This is a genomic window from Halorussus rarus (genome assembly GCF_003369835.1).
GTDB classification, from domain to species: domain Archaea; phylum Halobacteriota; class Halobacteria; order Halobacteriales; family Haladaptataceae; genus Halorussus; species Halorussus rarus.
In genome coordinates this window covers 449,725-465,872 of the sequence record NZ_QPMJ01000003.1, presented here as the reverse complement: position 1 = coordinate 465,872, position 16,148 = coordinate 449,725, and the positions used below count along the sequence as shown (strand labels likewise).

Sequence of the window (16,148 nt, the reverse complement as noted above, 5' to 3'; positions counted from 1 at the left end):
TCGCCTCGCGGCGGCGAGGCTCGCACAGGGATTATCGCAGCAAGTCGGAGATTATCGCGACCGTTCTCGGCGTAATCGAGCGACAGCACCCGTATGCTGGTCGGCGAACCCCCGAAGTTCTACGATAATCCCGATCAGTCCTCGTCGACGACCTCGATACCGCGGTTGTTGACCGCGGCGGCGTCGAGGCCGACCTCCTCTAAGAACTGCTTGTACTCGCGCTCGCAGGCCTCGGCGTCGGCCTGCTTGTCGCTGGCGCGGTCGCAGAGCGCGACCAGGTCCTCGGGCACGTCGTTGGTGTAGACGATCCAGTGGTTGATGAGGTCGCTGAGCCGCCGGATGGGGCTGGTGAAGTGGCCGTAGATCTCGAAGTTGAGCGCGTGGTGGCCGCCGAACGGGTCGTTCATGTACCGCGCCCGGGGCATGACCTTCATCACGGCCCACTGTATCTTGTCGAGCTGGCGCTCCGGAGCGTCCTCCAGCGTGGCGTTGACCGCCTGCCGGGGGTCGTCCCACTTCGAGCCCGGAATCGAGACGCCGTCGAGGTCCTGTATCTCTTGGAGGGCCTCGCTCCACTCGTCGGGACTGGGCTGTGGGTGGACCCGGTACATGGCCTCGACTCCGCGGTCCCACATCAGGGTGTGGGTGACCGCCTTGTTGGCCTTCAGCATGCACTCCTCGATGATGGTGTGGGCGCGGTCGCGCCGGGGGTTCAGGACGAGGCTGCCGTCCTCCTTGCGCTGCTCGTGCATCCGGTCGGCCAGCTCCCAGACCAGTTCGTTCTTCTCCGCGAGATCGACCTCCGGGTCCTCCAAGAGGTCGGCGGCGGTCTCGGGCTCGTCGAGCAGGCGCTCGGCCTCGGTGTAGGTCAGCCGGGCGTCGCTCTCGATGACCGACTTGTAGATGTCGATGGTCTCGAAGCTCAGATTCTCCTTGTCGAGGTGCATCTCGACGGTGTGGGCCAGCCGGTCCTCGTTGGGCACCAGCGAGCAGACGGTCTCGGCCAGCACCGGCGGGAGCATGTGGATGGTGTATGCCGGCAGGTACACCGTGTTGGCCCGCTCGACCGCCTCCTCCCACATGTTGGTCTCGGGGTTCACGTAGTGTGTCACGTCGGCGATGTGGACCCAGAGGACGTACTCGTCGTCGCGCTCCTCGACCGACAGCGCGTCGTCGAAGTCCTGGGCGTCGATGGGGTCGGTGGTCCAGGTCGTCATCTCCCGGAGGTCCCGGCGGTCGTCGACCTCGTCCCGTATCTCCTGTTGGATGTCCTCGGTGCGCTTCTCGGCCTCGGTGAGCACCGCCTGCGGGAACTCGTCGCGGATCTCGAACTTCTCGAAGAGCTCCTCGCGCTTCTCTTCGAGCTGGTCCGCCAGTTCCGGCGAAATCTCGACCGGGCCTTGTCCCTCGGGAGTTCCGGCCTCGGCCTGCGCGTCGCTCGTCATACTGAACGATAGCGGAGTCGAATAGTTAGGCGTATCGGAGCGAGGGTCGGCCGGCGGTCGTCCGACCTCGCGGCGCGAAATCGGGTGCCCGTGATGGATCGGCGCGAAAGCGGAGGTCCGTCGACGCCGCTCGCCGTCCCGCCTCGCTGCTCACCGCCCGTCGGCGCGGCTCACCGCTCGTGGTCGAGCGGCCCGTAGCGGTCCTCGACGGCCTCGCAGTACCGGTCGAGGAACTCGACCTCGGTCAGCCCCCCGGCGTCGATGTCCACCAGCAGGTCCTCGAGCTCGTCTCGCGGCTGGTGGCAGAGGTCGGTGTGACACTCCTTGCAGAGGTGTTCGAAGTCCTTTCCCTTGCGATTCCAGCGGTTGCCCTCCTTGTCGTACTCCCGCGCGTCCGAACGTCGGATGGTCTCGCCACAGGCGATGCAGTCGACCGAGTCGTTGCCCCGGTTACTCCGGGAACCCCACATACGCGTGACCACGGCCCGCGGTTACTTGCGGTTTTCGGTCAGGAGAACGGTAGGTTCGGCCGATTCGGCGGTGGAAGTAATGACGGCTTACCATCTAATTTCCGTCCGGTTACGCGTAGAAAAGAGTGAGGCGCCGGCTATCCCGTCGGTGTCGCGGCGCGAGCACAACGCCGCGGGCCGAACCGGGCGCGAAACGGTCGTATCTCGCGCGGACGGACCGGCCGTGCCGCCCCGACGGGAATCAGACGCGCGCCGGACCACCGCGGGGCTTATTCGGTCGGAGAGCCAACGCGAAGTCGATGGACGCCGAAATCTCCCCCGAGGAGGTCGAGCAGCTCCTCGACGCGGACGAGGACGTCCGGGTGGTGGACATCCGGTCGGAGGAAGAGTTCGAGCGGGGCCACATCCCCGGCAGCGAGAACATCCCGTTCCACGCGCTCGCCGACGAGATCGAAAGCCTCGACGGGGCCGAGCGGGTCGTCACGGTCTGCCCGCACGGCAAGGCCAGCGTGCAGGCCGCCCGCCTCGTCTCCTCGTACGAGGGCGTGGCCGACGGCGCCCGGGTCGAGAGCATGGCGGGCGGGCTCTCGGCGTGGGAGGCCGACCTGGCGCGGGACGGCGACGCAACGGAAGAGACCGCAGACGGCGCCGACGCGCCCTTCTAGGGCGAGCGCCGCTCGGTTCGAGGCACGGAGAATCGCGCCGCGAGATGTCGCCGTGCGTTAGCTGTGATATGAGTAGCCGTAATGGGAGTAACTGCGACGAGAGCGGCCGAAGAGAAACTGTCGCGTGGTCGCCACTCGGCGACCCGCTTCGACGTCACAAAACCGACGCGGTGTCAGGCTACGTTGAACCCTTTATCGCGCAGGAAATCCTCGACGCGCCCGGTGTGGTTGCCCTGGAGCTCTATCTGGCCTTCCTCGACGGTCCCGCCACACGCGAACTTGGACTTGAGGTCCGACGACAGGCTGTCCAGATCCACGTCCTTGGGGTCGAATCCTTCGATTATCGTTACCTCTTTCCCGTAGCGTCGCTCGTCGATGCGGATGTTGATCTGCTGGGACTCTTTGGCCACGTCCTCGCAGACGCAGAGCTCTTGAGGCAGCCCGCACGTCGAGCACACTTCCGACATTACAGTTCGGGAATTGGTCGTAGGGGTACAAAACTGTGTCGCTAATTCCCCGAGCACGGCCGCGATAGAAAGCCGACGCGAGCGTTCGCGACCGGCCGGGTGCGGGTCTCGAACGGCGTCCGCCGACCCGCTGCGGCCGCCCGCTGTCGGTCGAACCGTCGGACGGGTTTTTACGTAGTTCGGGTCGGTTCGTCGGGTGTCTCCGACGCCCGGGGCGCCGCGACCGGACGACCTACCGGCGACCGAGCAGCGACCCGCGCTCGCGGACCAGTTCGTCGACCAGCGAGACCGCCTCGTCGGCCAGACTCCGGTCGGCGTCGCCGGCGTACCGGACCCGCTCGTGGATGGCGCCGACGCGCTCGACCCGGTCGTCGAGGTCGTCGTCGCCGGCCAGCGACGCGAGGTACTCCCGGGGCGTCTCGCCCGGCCGGCGCTCGCGGTGCTCCGCGGCGAGCAGGCGTTCGAGCCGGTCGAACGCCCTGGCGACGTCGGTCTCGGGGTCCCGCCGGGGCTGCCACCGGAGCCGGACCGCCCGCCGGAGCCGGGCGAGCAGGCCGGCCCGCCGGGCCGCGGCCAGCAGCCCCACGACCGCGAGCGCGCCCAACGCGGCCTGCTCGCGCGACGGCGGGCTAACCGGGAGCCCGCCGCCCTCGTCGCCGGTCGGGCCGCCAGCGCCGCCGACCGTGGTCAGGGTGCCGACGGTGCCGTTGAAGTCGCCGCCGGGGTCGACCGGGAGGCGTCCGCCGGGCCCCGGTGCGGTGGTCGCGGGGCCGGTCGTCGCGTTGCCCGTCACCGTGGTCGTCTCGCCGCCGGCCGGGTCGACCGTGGTCTCGGGGGTGGTCGTCCAGGTGCCTTCCTCGCTCTCGTCGGTGTCGACGTCCGAGACGTTGCTCTCGCGGGCCTGTTCGAGCCGGCTGCCCTCGGCCTGCTGGCGCGCCCCGCCCGGCGTCGGGTCGAACTTCACCCAGCCGACGTCGGGGAAGTACGCCTCGACCCACGCGTGGGAGTCGAGGCCGCGGACGACCCACTCGTCCTCCGAGACCCGCTGGCCGGGCGTGTAGCCCACCGCGAACCGGGCGGGCACCCCCTGCGAGCGGAGCATCGCGACCATCGCGGTGGCGTAGTAGGTGCAGTAGCCCCGCTCCATGTCGAAGATGAACGACTCGGCGACGTTGCCGTCGGGCCGCGAGACGTCCAGCGAGTACCCCCTGTTGGTCTCCAGCCAGTTCTCGACGGCCTCGGCGGTGGCGTACGGCGTCGTCGCGTTCGCGGCCGCCGCGATGCGGTCGGTCCGCTGGCTGATGCGGTCGGCCGAGCTCTCGGGCAGTTGGAGGTATCGACTCTCGACGTAGTCGGGGTAGTCGGTGCCGGCGGTCCGGAGCTGCCGGGTCGTGGGGTCGGGCACCCGACTCACGACCGTGTAGCGCTCGCCCTCGCGGAGCGCGCCCACGAGGTCGAACCCGCCGACCGAGGTGATCCGGACGTTGTCGCGGTCGCCCGACTCCAGCCGGGTCGGCCGCCACGCCGCGGGCATCGCGCCCATCCGCGCGGCCTTCACCTCGACGGTCTGGGTCACCTCGTCTGCGGGACCGGGCGGCGCGGGCTGGGACCGGTACGACCGGCCCTCGCCCGTCCGGATCCACCCGTTGCCGTCGTAGCGGTCGTAGGCCGCCACCCGCCAGTAGGCCCGGTCGGTCGACTCGACGGTGAACCGGACCTTCGGCGAGAGCCGGATCGACCCCTGGATCGCCATCCGCTCGGAGTTCGAGACGAACGCCTGCTCGACGGTCGGGGTGCCCGCGCCGCCGCCGCCGGGCAGTATGGGGCTCGGGCCGCCGCCGGGCACCAGGGTGGCGGTCGACGCGAGCACCACCATCGCCACCAGCACGACCGCCAGGACGTCGACCTGCGCGGTCGTGCCGCCCCGGCGCGCGAGCGTGCCGAAGCCGAGGGTCGCGGCGACCCCGAGCGTCCCGACCAGCGTGGCGAAGGTGCCCAGGTCGCCGGTCAGCACGAAGAAGCCCATCGCGGTCCCGGCCGCGCCGACCGCGAGCGCGTAGCGCCGCCGGAGCACGAGGTACCACGGCGCGAACGCCATCGCCGGCGCGACCCCGAGCGCCCACGCGCCGACCTCAGTCATCCGGAGGACCGACAGGCCGGTCAGCAGCGCGACGTTGTCGGCCACCAGCTTGCCCAGCGACACCGCGACCAGGTAGGCGCTCGGCACCGCCAGGTAGTAGGCGACGATGCCGACCGCGAGCAGCCCGACCGCGAGCGCGCCGGCCTGCGTCGGACGGAGCCGACGGGCGACCGCCGCCCCCGCGACCAGCGTCGCGACGACCAGCCCCAGCAGGGTCGTCGTCCCGCCGACGATGTCGGTGACGTGGTAGAGCACGCCCAGGTAGCTCGCCATCGTGACCGCGAGCGACCCGACCGCGAGCCAGTGGTACGGCACCGACACGTCCCCGAAGTCGAGGGCGCCGCTGACGGCGTTGGCGGCCGTCGCACCGTCCCCCTCGTTCGCGCGGGCGCGGTCGGTACTCATCGGCGCTCACCTCCGGCGACCGCGGAGCGCCCGCGGCCCGTCGACGCCGAGTCGCCAGCCGGCACCGAGTCGCGGTCGAGGCCGGGGTCGCGACTCCCCGACAGCTGGTCGAACGTGACCGTGCGCTCGCCGATGGTGACCCGGACGTCGTCCTCGCCGCCCCGGCCCTGGATTACCACGTCGTCGTCTCCCCGGCGGTGCTCCGCCACCGTCCCGGGGGTCGCCCGGGCGAGCGCGGTCAGGAGGTCGGTCCGGTGGTCGGGGCCGACGCCGGGTTCGACCCCGTCGCCGGGGACGGTGAGCCCGACCGCGAAGCCGGCGTCCAGCAGGTAGGTCAGGACGCTGGCTGCCGCCTCCGCGGCGGCGTCCATCCGGCCGCCGTCGGCCTCGACGAGCAGTTCGACCCGCTCGCGCTCCTCGTCGGCCTCGAACTCCATCACCACGAGCTCGTCGTCGGCGCGCTTGGCGCTGGCCTTCCAGTGGACGTTCCGGAGCGGGTCGCCCCGCTCGTACTCCCGGAGCTGGTCGAACCGGTCGCGGCCGCCGACGCCGAACCGCTCGCTGAGCGCCGCGAAGTCGGTGACGTCGTCGAGGCGGTGTATCCGTGGGAAGACGACGATTTCGCGCGAGGCGGAGTAGGTGTGGGTCGCCTCCCAGACCCCCAGGACGTCCTCGACGACCACCTCGACCGGACCGACCGACTGGAAGCCCCGCTCGCCGAGCGTCGCGTCGACCGGCAGGCTCCCGTCGGCGACGGTGGTCTCGAACGTCGACTCGTGGAGGTCGATCCCGTCGTCGGCACTGAGTCGGACCGTCGCGGCCATCGGCGTCGACGCCGCGAAGTCCAGCGAGAGCGTCGCCCGCTCGCCCGCGAACCCGTACTCGGGCGCCTCGACCGCGAGGTCGGGGCGGCCGGCCCGCCGGACCTGGAGCCAGCCGGCCGCGAGCGCGACGAGCGTCGGGCCGACCACCGCGTTCAGCGAGCGGGCGCCGAATCCGGCGGCCAGCAGCACCGCCCCGACCGCGACCGCCGCGAGCGCCCAGCCGCGTCGCGTCAGCATCTCACTCCACCGGGACCGACTCGAGCGCCTCGGCGATCAGGTCCCGGCCCGACCTGCCGGACGACGCGCCGGTCCGGACGCGGTGGGCGAGCACGGCCTCGGCCTCGGCCTGGACGTCGTCGGGGACCACGTAGTCCCGACCGTCGAGGACCGCCCTGGCCTGGGCCGACCGGAGCAGCGCGATGGAGCCCCGGGGGCTGACCCCGAGGTCGGCGTGGTCGCGGGTGTAGTTGGCCAGCCGGGTCACGTACGCCCGGACCGCCTCGCCCGCGGTTGCGCCGGCGACGGTCTCGCGGGCGGCCAGCACGTCCTCGGCGGTGGCGACGGAATCCAGGTCCTCGATGGGGTGGCCGCCGGTGACCCGGCGGAGCACCTCCGACTCGTCCTCCGGCGAGGGGTAGCCCAGCGTGAGCCGCTTGGCGAACCGGTCGATCTCGGCGATGGGGAGGTCGTAGGTCCGGTCGGCCTCCACGTCGTTCTGGGTGGCGATGACGGTGAACGGCTGGTCGAGCTCGTAGGTCTGGCCGTCGACGGTGACCTGGGCCTCCTCCATGGCCTCGAGCAGGGCGGACTGGGTCTTGGGCGGCGCGCGGTTGATCTCGTCGGCCAGCACCACGTTGCCGAACACGGGGCCGGGCCGGAACTCGAACTCCCGGGTGCGCTCGTCGAAGACGTTCACGCCGGTCACGTCGCTGGGCATCAGGTCGGGGGTGAACTGGACCCGCGAGAAATCGCAGTCGATCGAGCGGGCCAGCGACCGGGCGAGCATCGTCTTGCCCACCCCGGGCACGTCGTCGAGCAGCAGGTGACCCCGCGCGAGGATGGCGGTCACGATGTGTTCGGTCACGTCGCGGTGGCCCACGATGACCCGCTCGACGTTCTCGACGACTCGCTCGGCGACGTCGGCCGCCTCGCTGACCGACAGCGGGTCCGGCGAGGCGTCGGTTCGCGGCGTTGGGGGATTGGCTTCTGTCATGGGTAGCTCGGTCCGCACGCGGAGGGCGAGAAGGCGGCGGCCGGTCGGCCGCCGGACGTGCGATTGCTACCCTTACCTATCGGCCCCACCTTTGAAACTTTTGTCCCGCCGGGAACGTGTCGCGGGGCGGCGCGACTGGCGCGCCGTCCGTCGAACGGACCGCTTCCGTCGCAGTGTATAACATTACTGTGATACATCAGTCGCCCGACGGCCAGAGGTTTCATACGTTCGTCACGCCAACCCCGTGACAGCCCGTATGCCGCCGGAGAATCTCTTCGACGAGTCGGCCGACGACACCCGATCGGCCATCATGGAGGCGACGTATCACGCGCTGGTCGAGCACGGCTACGCCGGACTCAGTATCCAGCGCATCGCCGACGAGTTCGACAAGAGCAAGTCGCTGCTCTACCACCACTACGACGGGAAGGACGAGCTGCTGGTCGACTTCCTCGAGTTCGTCCTCGGCGACCTGCACCAGCAGGCCATGGTCCCCCGAGACGCGCCAGCCGACGAGCAGCTCCGTTCGTTCTTCGGGGGGACCGACCCGGCGGAGCCGGAACGCAGCGACGAGTTCGTCGGCGTCTTCGTGGAGCTCCGGGCCCAGGCGGTGCAGTGCGACGACTACCAGCGACTGATCACCCGGACCGACGAGTACATCCGCGAGTACCTCGCGGCAATCATCGAGGACGGCATCGAGGAGGGGAGCTTCCGCGAGGTGGACCCCGACCGGACCGCGACGTTCCTCGTCTCGGTGCTCGACGCCGTGCTGCTGCGCCGCACCACCACCGACGACCCGGAGCTGGCCTGGGACGTCCTCGCGGAACTGGACGACTACCTCGAGACGCGGCTGTACCGCGACGACTGACCGCGCTCGGTACCGACCGGCGAGTGCGTCCGGCCGGGACCGACCGCCGGCCTACCACTCCTTGCAGTCGGCGCAGACCAGGTCGCCGCCGCGCTCGCCGTCGGCGCGCCACCGGCGCTCGACCGACGCGCCGCAGGCGGCGCACTCGCCGCTGCCGGAGGACCACGAGTAGGTGGACACCGCAGCGTCGACTGTCTCGGGAGCGTCTGCCGATTCGTCCGTGTCCGCTTCCTCGACGCTCGGGTCCCCGTCGTCCGCCCGCGAGTCGTCGGGGTCGGCGCCCGTCCGGTCGGCGCCCGCTTCTCCGGCGTCCGCCGGTCTGTTTCCCTCGCTCTCGGGAGCGTCGGGCTCGGCGAACCGGTCGAGCGATGCGTCCTCGGTCACGGCCGGGACTACGGAACCCCGTGCCGTAAGCGTGCCGAAGCCGGCGGCCGTCCGCCGGTCCGCATACGGAGCAAACAAGTACCCTCGTTACGCACGGTCACGCATGGCGAGCATCATCCAGAACGTCTTGGACATGATCGGCTACATCGGCGACGCCGCCCTCTCGTTCCCGACCTCGATACTGCTCGTGCTGACGGGATTCGTCCTGATAACCGGGTCGGTGCTCGTATTCGCGTACCTCACCGCGGGCGCGCTCGTCGACTTCGTCACTCCCGAGTCGCTCGGTCGACCGCCCCAGCAACGAGGCTGACCGCCTCGCGCGGGTCCGGTCCGAGCGGCGACCCAGCGACGAAGCTGTCGGCGTACTCCAGCACCTCCGAAATCTTCTCCGCGGCCGTCTCCGGCGTGCCGGCGATGCAGAACGCGTCGAGCATGGCGGGCGTGACCGCCTCGAACGCGGCCGAGAACTCGCCCGCCTCGATGGCCTCGCCGATCTCTTCGGCGCACTCGCGGTCGAGGTCGTGCCTGTCGAGCACCGGCGGAGCCGCCCCGGCCGCGATGAACGCCACCGGCGGTCGCGCCGCCTCCCGGGCGGCCGCCTCGTCCTCGGCCACGCTGACGCTGGCGTAGGCCGCGAAGTCGAAGTCACCCCGCTCGTCTGGGCGCTCGGCCAGCCCCGTCTCGACCTGCTCGTCGGCCCACGCGAAGTCGTCGGGGTGCGAGGCGTTGACCAGCACCCCGTCGGCGTGCTTGGCCGCCATCCGGATCATGTGGGGGCCCTGCGCGCCGACGTAGACGGGGATGGCGCCGTCGCCGCCGTCACCGTCCCCGCGACCGGCGCCGATGGCGTCGGCGTAGTTCAGCCCCGCGTCGGTCGCCCGGAAGGTCCCGTCGTGGTCGACGCGCTCGCCGGCCCAGAGCTTCTGGGCCACCTTCATGGTCTCCAGCACGCGCCGGAGCGGCTTCTCGCGCTCGACGCCGAGGTTGGCGAGGGTCGAGCGGTCGCCGGCGCCGAGGCCGCAGACCGCCCGGCCGCCGCTGGCCTCCGCCAGCGTCGCCACCCGCGAGGCGAGCGCGACCGGGTGGGTCTCGTAGGGGTTGGCCACGCCCGGCCCGACCAGCAGGTCGTCGGTCGCGGCCGCGACCCGGTCGAGCACGACGAACGGGTCGCGGTTGTTGTAGTGGCAGCTCGCGAAGACGGCGTCGAACCCCTCGGCCTCGGCGGACTCGCCGATGGCCACCAGGTCGTCGACGGGATGCTCGGGCGTGAGCTCAATCCCGCGCAAACTCCCACCCCCTGAGCGCCTGCCGGACGAAGTCGCCGTCGACGTCCCGGTAGAGGTTGTCCGAGCCCTCGTGGTCGCCGAACTCCCAGTCGCGGACGACCGCCACCGGGAGGCCGTCGTCGCCCTCGCCGGTCACGAGGTTGGCGGCGGCCGCCAGCTCGTCGACGACCGCCTCGACCGTGACCTCGAGCTCGTGGCCGTCGCGGTCGCGCTCACCCCGCCAGTCACGCGAGGCCGGCATGCCGGCCCAGCCGATGGCGACGCCGCGCTGGCCGTGCCGGAACGGCCGGCCGGAGGTGTCGGTCACGATGACGGCCGGGTCGGCCGAGAGGTTCCGCCGGATGCGGGCGGCGCTCTCGCTCGGGCGCTCGGGCAGCAACAGCAGGTCGGCGCCGTCGTCATCGCCGTCTCCACCGGCGCCGCCCCCGACGTTCGACCGGTCGATGCCGGCGTTGACGCCGACGTGGCCGAACTTCGTGGCGGTGAGCAGGAACGGCGCTTCCGTGATGATCTCGGTGCTCTCCTCCAGGACGGCCTGGGCGAACCGGGGGTCTTTCTCCTCGCCGGAGATGGCTTCCAGGCGCTCGGCGAGCTCCCGGGCCCTGGGGCCGGCCGGGAAGTCGTCGAGGTCGGCGCGCCGGCCCTCGGCCTTCGAGACGACGGTGCTGGCGACCGCCAGTACGTCGTCGTCCCGGAGGTCGGTCTGAGCCTCGACCAGCGCCGCGAGGTCGTCGCCCGGCCGGACCTCGGGGAGCCCCGGCACCGCGAACACGTTCATGGCCCGGAGTTGGCGCGTCGCGGGTAAAAACCCGCCCGAAACGGGCAAGCGGTACCGGTCGCCGAACCGCGCCGCGGGCAGCCCCCGCTCAGGCGAACGCGAGGAGCTCCCGGCCGGTCCGGACGAGCACCCGGCCGTCGGTCACGACCGGCGCGCTCCCGTGGTCGGGGAGCGGCCGCGACGCTCGCCGGGTACCGTCCGCCGGGTCCAGCCGGAGGAGCGCGGTCAGGTCGTCGCCGCCGACGCAGACGTACGCGTCCCCGTCGACGACCGTCGGGGCCGAGAACGCGCGGGCACCGTCGGGCGGCGCGACCCGCCACAGCCGGTCGCCCGTCGCGGCGTCGACCGCGTGGAGCGCGCCCGGCGCCTCGTCGGCGTGGCGCTCGACGATCAGCACCGTCTCGGGCGTCGCCGCGCCGAGTTCGTACCACCGACGGAAGACCCTCCCGGAGCGCTCGACCTCGGTCGGCGAGAGCGGATAGCGCCACAGCCGGTCGCCGGTCGCCGCGTCGAACGCGAGGAGGTCCATGCCGTCGCCCCACTTCGTCACGAACGCCCGGCCGCCGGTCACGACCGGCCCCGACCGGGTGTGCTCCGGGACGGGGACGGTCCAGCGGACCGCGCCGTCCGCCGGGTCGAGCGCGTACAGCGTCCCGAACGACGCGGCGAAGACGCCGTACTCGGGGTGGAACGACCGGACGACGAGGCGCTCGTCGTCGACGCCGGTCGACCAGAGCGACTCGCCGGTCCGGGCGTCGTACGCCCGGAGCGCCCCGATCTTCCGGTCGCCGTAGTAGAGGCGGCCGCCGCCGAGCGTCCACCCGCCGAGCGGCGGGTCCGCGACGCCCCACACCCGCTCGCCGGTCGCCGCGCCGAGTTGTCCGAGCGGGAACCGCCCGTCGCTGATTCGGTAGTACACGCCGTCGCCCGCGGCGACGAGGGACGGGCGGGTCGTGTCGTCCCCGTCGTAGTGGCGCTCCCAGGCCGGCGCTCCCGTCCCGAGAGAAACTGCGCGGACCGTCGTTCCGCGGTCGTGAACCGCGCCGGTGAAGACGCGGCCGTTCGCGGCGACGACCGGCGTACGCGAGTGGACCGGGTCGAGGGCGACCCGCCAGTCGCGTTCGAGGGCGTCGTCGGGCGCGCTGCTCGCCGGCGGGTGTCGCGTCCGGGCCGGGTCGTAGTCGGGATACGGCCACTCCGCGTCGGCCCACGCGAGCGGGACCGGGTCCGCGGACTCGTCCGCCGTCGAGTCGGCGGCGGTGCCGAGGTGCGGTCGCGCGAACAGGCCGCCGGTGACGCCGGCGAGGGCGCCGGCGCTGCCGCAGAGGACGTCGCGCCTGGAGGGCGGGCGGACCATCGTCGGCGAGTTCCGCGAGCGCTGGCAAGTATCTTCTGTCATCGGCGGCGGGCGTCGTCCGCCACCGGCGCGCCGGCTCCTCGTTCGGGGCCGCGGAGGCCGACGAGACCGCCCGGACGCGGCGGAGCGCCGCCGTCTCGGCCCCTTCAGGCGTCGATCTCCTCGTCGGCCTCGAAGACCCGCACGTCCACCTCGCCCTCTACGATCTCGACGGTCATCATCGTCTCGCGCTCGGCGGGGTCGGCCCCGGTCGCGCTCCCGGGGTTCAGAAAGCGGATGCCCTCGATGTCGTCGTCGACGACCTCGTGGGTGTGGCCCGCGACCGCGATGCCGGGGCCGGTGAGCTCTTCGCTGACGGCCTCGGCGACCGTCTCCTCGTACTCCTCCGGGGTCGCCGCCGTGCCGTGAGTCACCACGAACGTGGTCCCGCTGATCTCGACCGCGGCGACCCGCGGCAAATCGAGCGAAGCGGGGTCCATGTTGCCGGTGACGGCGGTGAAGTTCGCTCCCGCGAGGTCCGCGACCGCCTCGTAGGCCGCGGGGCTGTCGAAGTCGCCGGCGTGGATGGTGTGGTCGGCCCCGCGGACGCGCTCGGCCACCCAGTCGGGGACCCGGTCGGCGCGCGACGGGACGTGCGTGTCGCTGACGATGGCTACCTCGACCATGCCGGCACGTTCGACCCGGTCCGGCAAAAAGCTGGAGGCGCCGGCGGACCGCCCGTCGCGCCGGCAGGTCGAGGGCTCCGCCGGGGAGCCTCTCGGGGAGTGTGGCCGGCGATTCGTTCATATTCGGTGACCTTTTGGACGAGGCGGCCGTGGCCTGCCACGGGGGAGAAGTGGGTTATGTTATCACAGGGCGAACGAATCGCGTCAGTACTACTGGTAATCGCGCTGCTCGCGTCGGGCGTCGCGGGAGCGACTCTCGGCGGGCCGCCGGCCGACGCGTCGCCGACGGCGGGCGACGCGACACCGAACGCCGGTGACGCGACACCGAGTGCGAGCGCGCAGGACGGGGGCGGGAGCAGCGGACCGCAGAACGTCTCGACGGAGTGTGCGGCGTCGCCGCCCCAGAACGGCTCCGACCCCGCGTCGGACGTGATGGGGTGGGAGAACGGGCTCTGGTACAACGAGTCGCTAGAGGTGAACCAGGACGACGGGGTCCAGCGGGGCGAGCGCGAGCGCATCGTCTCGCGCACGATGGCCCGGGTCGAGGCGATCCGGTGCATCGAGTTCAACCAGTCGGTGCCGGTGTCGGTCATCAGCAGACAGCAGTTCCAGCGCCAGCAGGAGCGGCGGAACGTCTCCGAGGGGCTCCGGAAGTTCGACAACGTCAAGTTCGAAGCCCTGCTGCTCGTCAACGAGTCGGCCGACTCCATCGCGGTCCAGAACCGGAACCGCGCCAGCGGCGTCCTCGGCTACTACAGCCCGCGGCGCGACGAGATCGTCGTCATCGCCGAGAGCGCCGAGCAGCTCCGCATCGACGAACTGACTCTGGCCCACGAGCTGATGCACGCCTGGCAGGACCAGCAGTTCAACCTCTCGGGCGGCGAACTCCAGGCGCAGCTCCGCGACCAGGTCAACGCCCGGAACGGCGTCATCGAGGGCGACGCCAGCTACGTCGAGACGCTCTACGAGGAGCGGTGCGGCGCCGGGTGGGAGTGCCTCGACGCGCCCCGGCCCAGCGCGGGGCAGCTCGCCAACATCGGCGTCTACCTGCTGAAGTACCAGCCGTACAGCGACGGGCCGGCGTTCATCAGGACGGCCTACGAGTTCGGCGGCTGGGACGCGGTCGACCAGCTCTACCGCGACCCGCCGGCGAGCACCGAGCAGGTCATCCACCCGCTCAAGTACCGGTCCGACCCGCCGACGAACGTGACCATCGACGACACCGCGGAGGGGTCGTGGGAGCGCGTGAACGCGCCGAACCGGCCCGGCTACGGCCAGCTCGGCGAGGCCGCGGCGATGATGATGTTCGTCTACCCGTACTACGACAGCGGGGGCCGGACCCAGATCGTGCCCCGCGACGAGTGGTTCGACTACAACCAGTCGGGCGGCGTCAGCACGTTCGACCCGCTGAACTACGAGTCGGACTACTCGGCCGGCTGGGACGGCGACCGGCTCCACGTCTACGAGAACGAGGCCGGGGAGTTCGGCTACGTCTGGCGGCTGGCGTGGGACTCGCCCCAGGACGCCCAGCAGTTCGTCGAGGGGTACCAGGAGGTCCTCCGGTACTGGGGCGGCCAGCAGGTCGGCCCGAACACCTGGCGCATCGCGCAGGGCGGGTTCGCCGACGCGTTCTACGTCCAGCTCGACGACCGGAACGTCACCATCGTGAACGCGCCGACGGTGGGCCAGCTCTCGGAGATTCGGCCCGACGTCGACCCGATCACGTCCAACCGGACGACCACCGCTGCGGGCGGTGACGCGGGCGAGGCGACCGCCACGCCGGACGACGGAGCGACCGAGACGACGACCGACGGAACGGCTGACACCGCCGAAATCGAGGTCGGGACGACGACCGCGGCGGCCAACGAGACCGCGACGGCCGGGTAGATCACGGTCACTTCCGTTTCTCGGGAGTCCGCGAGCGGTCGGGTTGCAACCGTTCCTTCGTCGCGCCGGCCTGTCGAAGCCACAGTTCGAGCGTCGTCAGGAGAGTCACTCCAGGCGTGTAGCGCGAGGATTCGCAGGCGTCGAGGATTTCGGACACGAACTCGCGCGCGAAGTCGGGGTCCGACAGCGACGCCTCGTCGACAGTTACGTCCTCGCCCAGGTCGACGGAGATCGTGTGCAGGTGCTCGGTCCCGGAGTGGACGAGCTCCGCCGGTGCGTCCACGAGGAGCAGCGAGTGGAGGTTGGGCTGGCCGAGCCAGTCGAGCCGCCGAACGAGCCCGAGCCCGTAGAGGACGCGGACGTCTCGCTCCGTGACCGACGCGACTTCCTCCGTCGCCTCGCGAACCAGTTCGTCGCGGACGCTCGCGTCGCCGAATCGCTGGAACTCGACGTTGCCGCCGAACGAGTCGGCCAGTTCCCGTTCGCCGACCGTCGCGTCGAGCGCCTTCAGGCCGAGGATCGTGGCCCCGTCGGTCGTGACGACGAGCCCGCCGCCGCTGAGCGTGTTCGAGAACGGCGACTCGGAGAGCGGGACGATACCCCTCTCGGTCACCAGCTCCGGGTCGAACGCGTCGCGCAGCGACTTCCGGTCGCTCCGGCCGGTGAAGTCGGGCGAGATGTTCGTGCAGTAGGTGCGGAAGTAGCTCGACTCCGAGACGCGGACCGTCGACCCCCGAATCGCGTCGACCCGGACGAGGCGGCGGTTGTGCTTGCCCTCGCTGTTGAACCGAGCGACGAGGTCGTCGCGTCGCGGTTCGAGGAACGCCGAGACCGACGCCGGAAGCTGGTAGACCGAATCCGAGCGCTCGGTCGGGAACGAGGGGTCGGGACCCTCGAACACGTCGCTGTCGTGGACGACGAGCGGCAGTTCGCCGGCGTACGCGGGATTCAGTGACTCGAGACCGGACAGTTCGAGCAGTTCGACGGCGTCGGCGTAGCGTTCGCAGACCGCCTCGGGCGCGTCGATTCTGTCGCGGTCGGTCTTGAAAATCCGGTGGACGACGAGCGTGTGCGACAGGTAGACCCCGGCGACGGCCGCGACGAAGGTCGTGACCAACTGGAGAGCGGTGCTCGGCGTCAGTTGCGGGAACGCGAGGAGGAACGCCGCGACGACGCCGCCGCCGAACAGCAGGATGCCGAAGCCGACCTGCAGCTCTCGAATCCCTGCGGCCCGCCGTAGCTGTCGCACTCCGACGCGGAGAGTCAGAATCATGGTTGGCCACCTTCCCGTCCGAGC

16 protein-coding genes are annotated in these 16,148 nt (G+C 71.3%); 4 read left to right on the top strand and 12 right to left on the bottom strand.

From position 1 onward, the window contains the following. Positions 1 to 134 precede the first annotated feature (134 nt). Positions 135 to 1,445 carry a ribonuclease catalytic domain-containing protein gene (locus tag DVR07_RS18395; RefSeq protein ID WP_115798759.1) on the bottom strand — a complete coding sequence of 437 codons (1,311 nt, stop codon included), beginning with the start codon at positions 1,443 to 1,445 and terminating at the stop codon, positions 135 to 137. Between the two features lie 170 nt (positions 1,446 to 1,615). Next, complete coding sequence (locus DVR07_RS18390) at positions 1,616 to 1,915, bottom strand: DUF7562 family protein (protein ID WP_115798758.1); 300 nt, start codon at positions 1,913 to 1,915, stop codon at positions 1,616 to 1,618. Positions 1,916 to 2,214: 299 nt separating this feature from the next. Here DVR07_RS18390 and DVR07_RS18385 point away from each other — a divergent pair, with 299 nt between their 5' ends. Next, positions 2,215 to 2,580: a rhodanese-like domain-containing protein gene (locus tag DVR07_RS18385; RefSeq protein ID WP_115798757.1), complete on the top strand. Its 366-nt coding sequence runs from the start codon at positions 2,215 to 2,217 to the stop codon at positions 2,578 to 2,580. Between the two features lie 173 nt (positions 2,581 to 2,753). On the opposite strand, the gene yciH is transcribed toward DVR07_RS18385, so the two are convergent. The 4 genes from yciH to DVR07_RS18365 all read right to left on the bottom strand — a co-directional run bounded on the left by yciH (position 2,754) and on the right by DVR07_RS18365 (position 7,629). After that, on the bottom strand, positions 2,754 to 3,047 hold the full coding sequence (gene yciH / locus DVR07_RS18380; RefSeq protein WP_113276842.1) for a stress response translation initiation inhibitor YciH: 294 nt from the start codon (positions 3,045 to 3,047) through the stop codon (positions 2,754 to 2,756). A 232-nt stretch (positions 3,048 to 3,279) separates the two neighbouring features. After that, positions 3,280 to 5,592, bottom strand: a complete 2,313-nt coding sequence (locus DVR07_RS18375; protein WP_115798756.1) for a transglutaminase TgpA family protein — start codon at positions 5,590 to 5,592, stop codon at positions 3,280 to 3,282. Continuing rightward, entirely contained in the window at positions 5,589 to 6,653 is a 1,065-nt protein-coding gene (locus DVR07_RS18370) for a DUF58 domain-containing protein (protein WP_115798755.1), read from the bottom strand. Before DVR07_RS18370 ends, DVR07_RS18375 begins: the two co-directional genes overlap by 4 nt. A gap of 1 nt (position 6,654) precedes the next feature. Next, positions 6,655 to 7,629, bottom strand: a complete 975-nt coding sequence (locus DVR07_RS18365) for an AAA family ATPase (protein ID WP_115798754.1) — start codon at positions 7,627 to 7,629, stop codon at positions 6,655 to 6,657. Between the two features lie 256 nt (positions 7,630 to 7,885). On the opposite strand from DVR07_RS18365, the gene DVR07_RS18360 reads away from it, so the two are divergent. Beyond that, positions 7,886 to 8,494, top strand: coding sequence for a TetR/AcrR family transcriptional regulator (locus tag DVR07_RS18360; RefSeq protein ID WP_115798753.1), 609 nt, complete (start codon positions 7,886 to 7,888; stop codon positions 8,492 to 8,494). A gap of 51 nt (positions 8,495 to 8,545) precedes the next feature. Here the strand turns inward: DVR07_RS18360 and DVR07_RS18355 are convergent, their stop codons facing one another. Continuing rightward, complete coding sequence (locus tag DVR07_RS18355) at positions 8,546 to 8,878, bottom strand: DUF7573 domain-containing protein (protein WP_115798752.1); 333 nt, start codon at positions 8,876 to 8,878, stop codon at positions 8,546 to 8,548. A 103-nt stretch (positions 8,879 to 8,981) separates the two neighbouring features. Here DVR07_RS18355 and DVR07_RS18350 point away from each other — a divergent pair, with 103 nt between their 5' ends. After that, the gene (locus tag DVR07_RS18350; RefSeq protein WP_115798751.1) at positions 8,982 to 9,188 is read left to right on the top strand and encodes a hypothetical protein; all 207 of its coding nucleotides are present in this window, start codon (positions 8,982 to 8,984) and stop codon (positions 9,186 to 9,188) included. Here DVR07_RS18350 and DVR07_RS18345 read toward each other — a convergent pair. The 4 genes from DVR07_RS18345 to DVR07_RS18330 all read right to left on the bottom strand — a co-directional run bounded on the left by DVR07_RS18345 (position 9,145) and on the right by DVR07_RS18330 (position 12,964). Further along, positions 9,145 to 10,164, bottom strand: a complete 1,020-nt coding sequence (locus DVR07_RS18345) for a 5,10-methylenetetrahydromethanopterin reductase (RefSeq protein WP_115798750.1) — start codon at positions 10,162 to 10,164, stop codon at positions 9,145 to 9,147. The genes DVR07_RS18350 and DVR07_RS18345 overlap by 44 nt on opposite strands. Continuing rightward, the gene (locus DVR07_RS18340) at positions 10,151 to 10,942 is read right to left on the bottom strand and encodes a coenzyme F420-0:L-glutamate ligase (RefSeq protein WP_115798749.1); all 792 of its coding nucleotides are present in this window, start codon (positions 10,940 to 10,942) and stop codon (positions 10,151 to 10,153) included. Before DVR07_RS18340 ends, DVR07_RS18345 begins: the two co-directional genes overlap by 14 nt. A gap of 88 nt (positions 10,943 to 11,030) precedes the next feature. After that, positions 11,031 to 12,341, bottom strand: a complete 1,311-nt coding sequence (locus DVR07_RS18335) for a PQQ-binding-like beta-propeller repeat protein (RefSeq protein ID WP_115798748.1) — start codon at positions 12,339 to 12,341, stop codon at positions 11,031 to 11,033. Between the two features lie 104 nt (positions 12,342 to 12,445). Beyond that, positions 12,446 to 12,964 carry a metallophosphoesterase family protein gene (locus tag DVR07_RS18330; RefSeq protein ID WP_115798747.1) on the bottom strand — a complete coding sequence of 173 codons (519 nt, stop codon included), beginning with the start codon at positions 12,962 to 12,964 and terminating at the stop codon, positions 12,446 to 12,448. Positions 12,965 to 13,141: 177 nt separating this feature from the next. Here DVR07_RS18330 and DVR07_RS18325 point away from each other — a divergent pair, with 177 nt between their 5' ends. Further along, positions 13,142 to 14,851: an Hvo_1808 family surface protein gene (locus DVR07_RS18325; RefSeq protein WP_193570248.1), complete on the top strand. Its 1,710-nt coding sequence runs from the start codon at positions 13,142 to 13,144 to the stop codon at positions 14,849 to 14,851. 7 nt (positions 14,852 to 14,858) lie between these two features. On the opposite strand, the gene DVR07_RS18320 is transcribed toward DVR07_RS18325, so the two are convergent. Further along, complete coding sequence (locus DVR07_RS18320) at positions 14,859 to 16,124, bottom strand: hypothetical protein (RefSeq protein WP_115798746.1); 1,266 nt, start codon at positions 16,122 to 16,124, stop codon at positions 14,859 to 14,861. Positions 16,125 to 16,148: the final 24 nt, after the last annotated feature.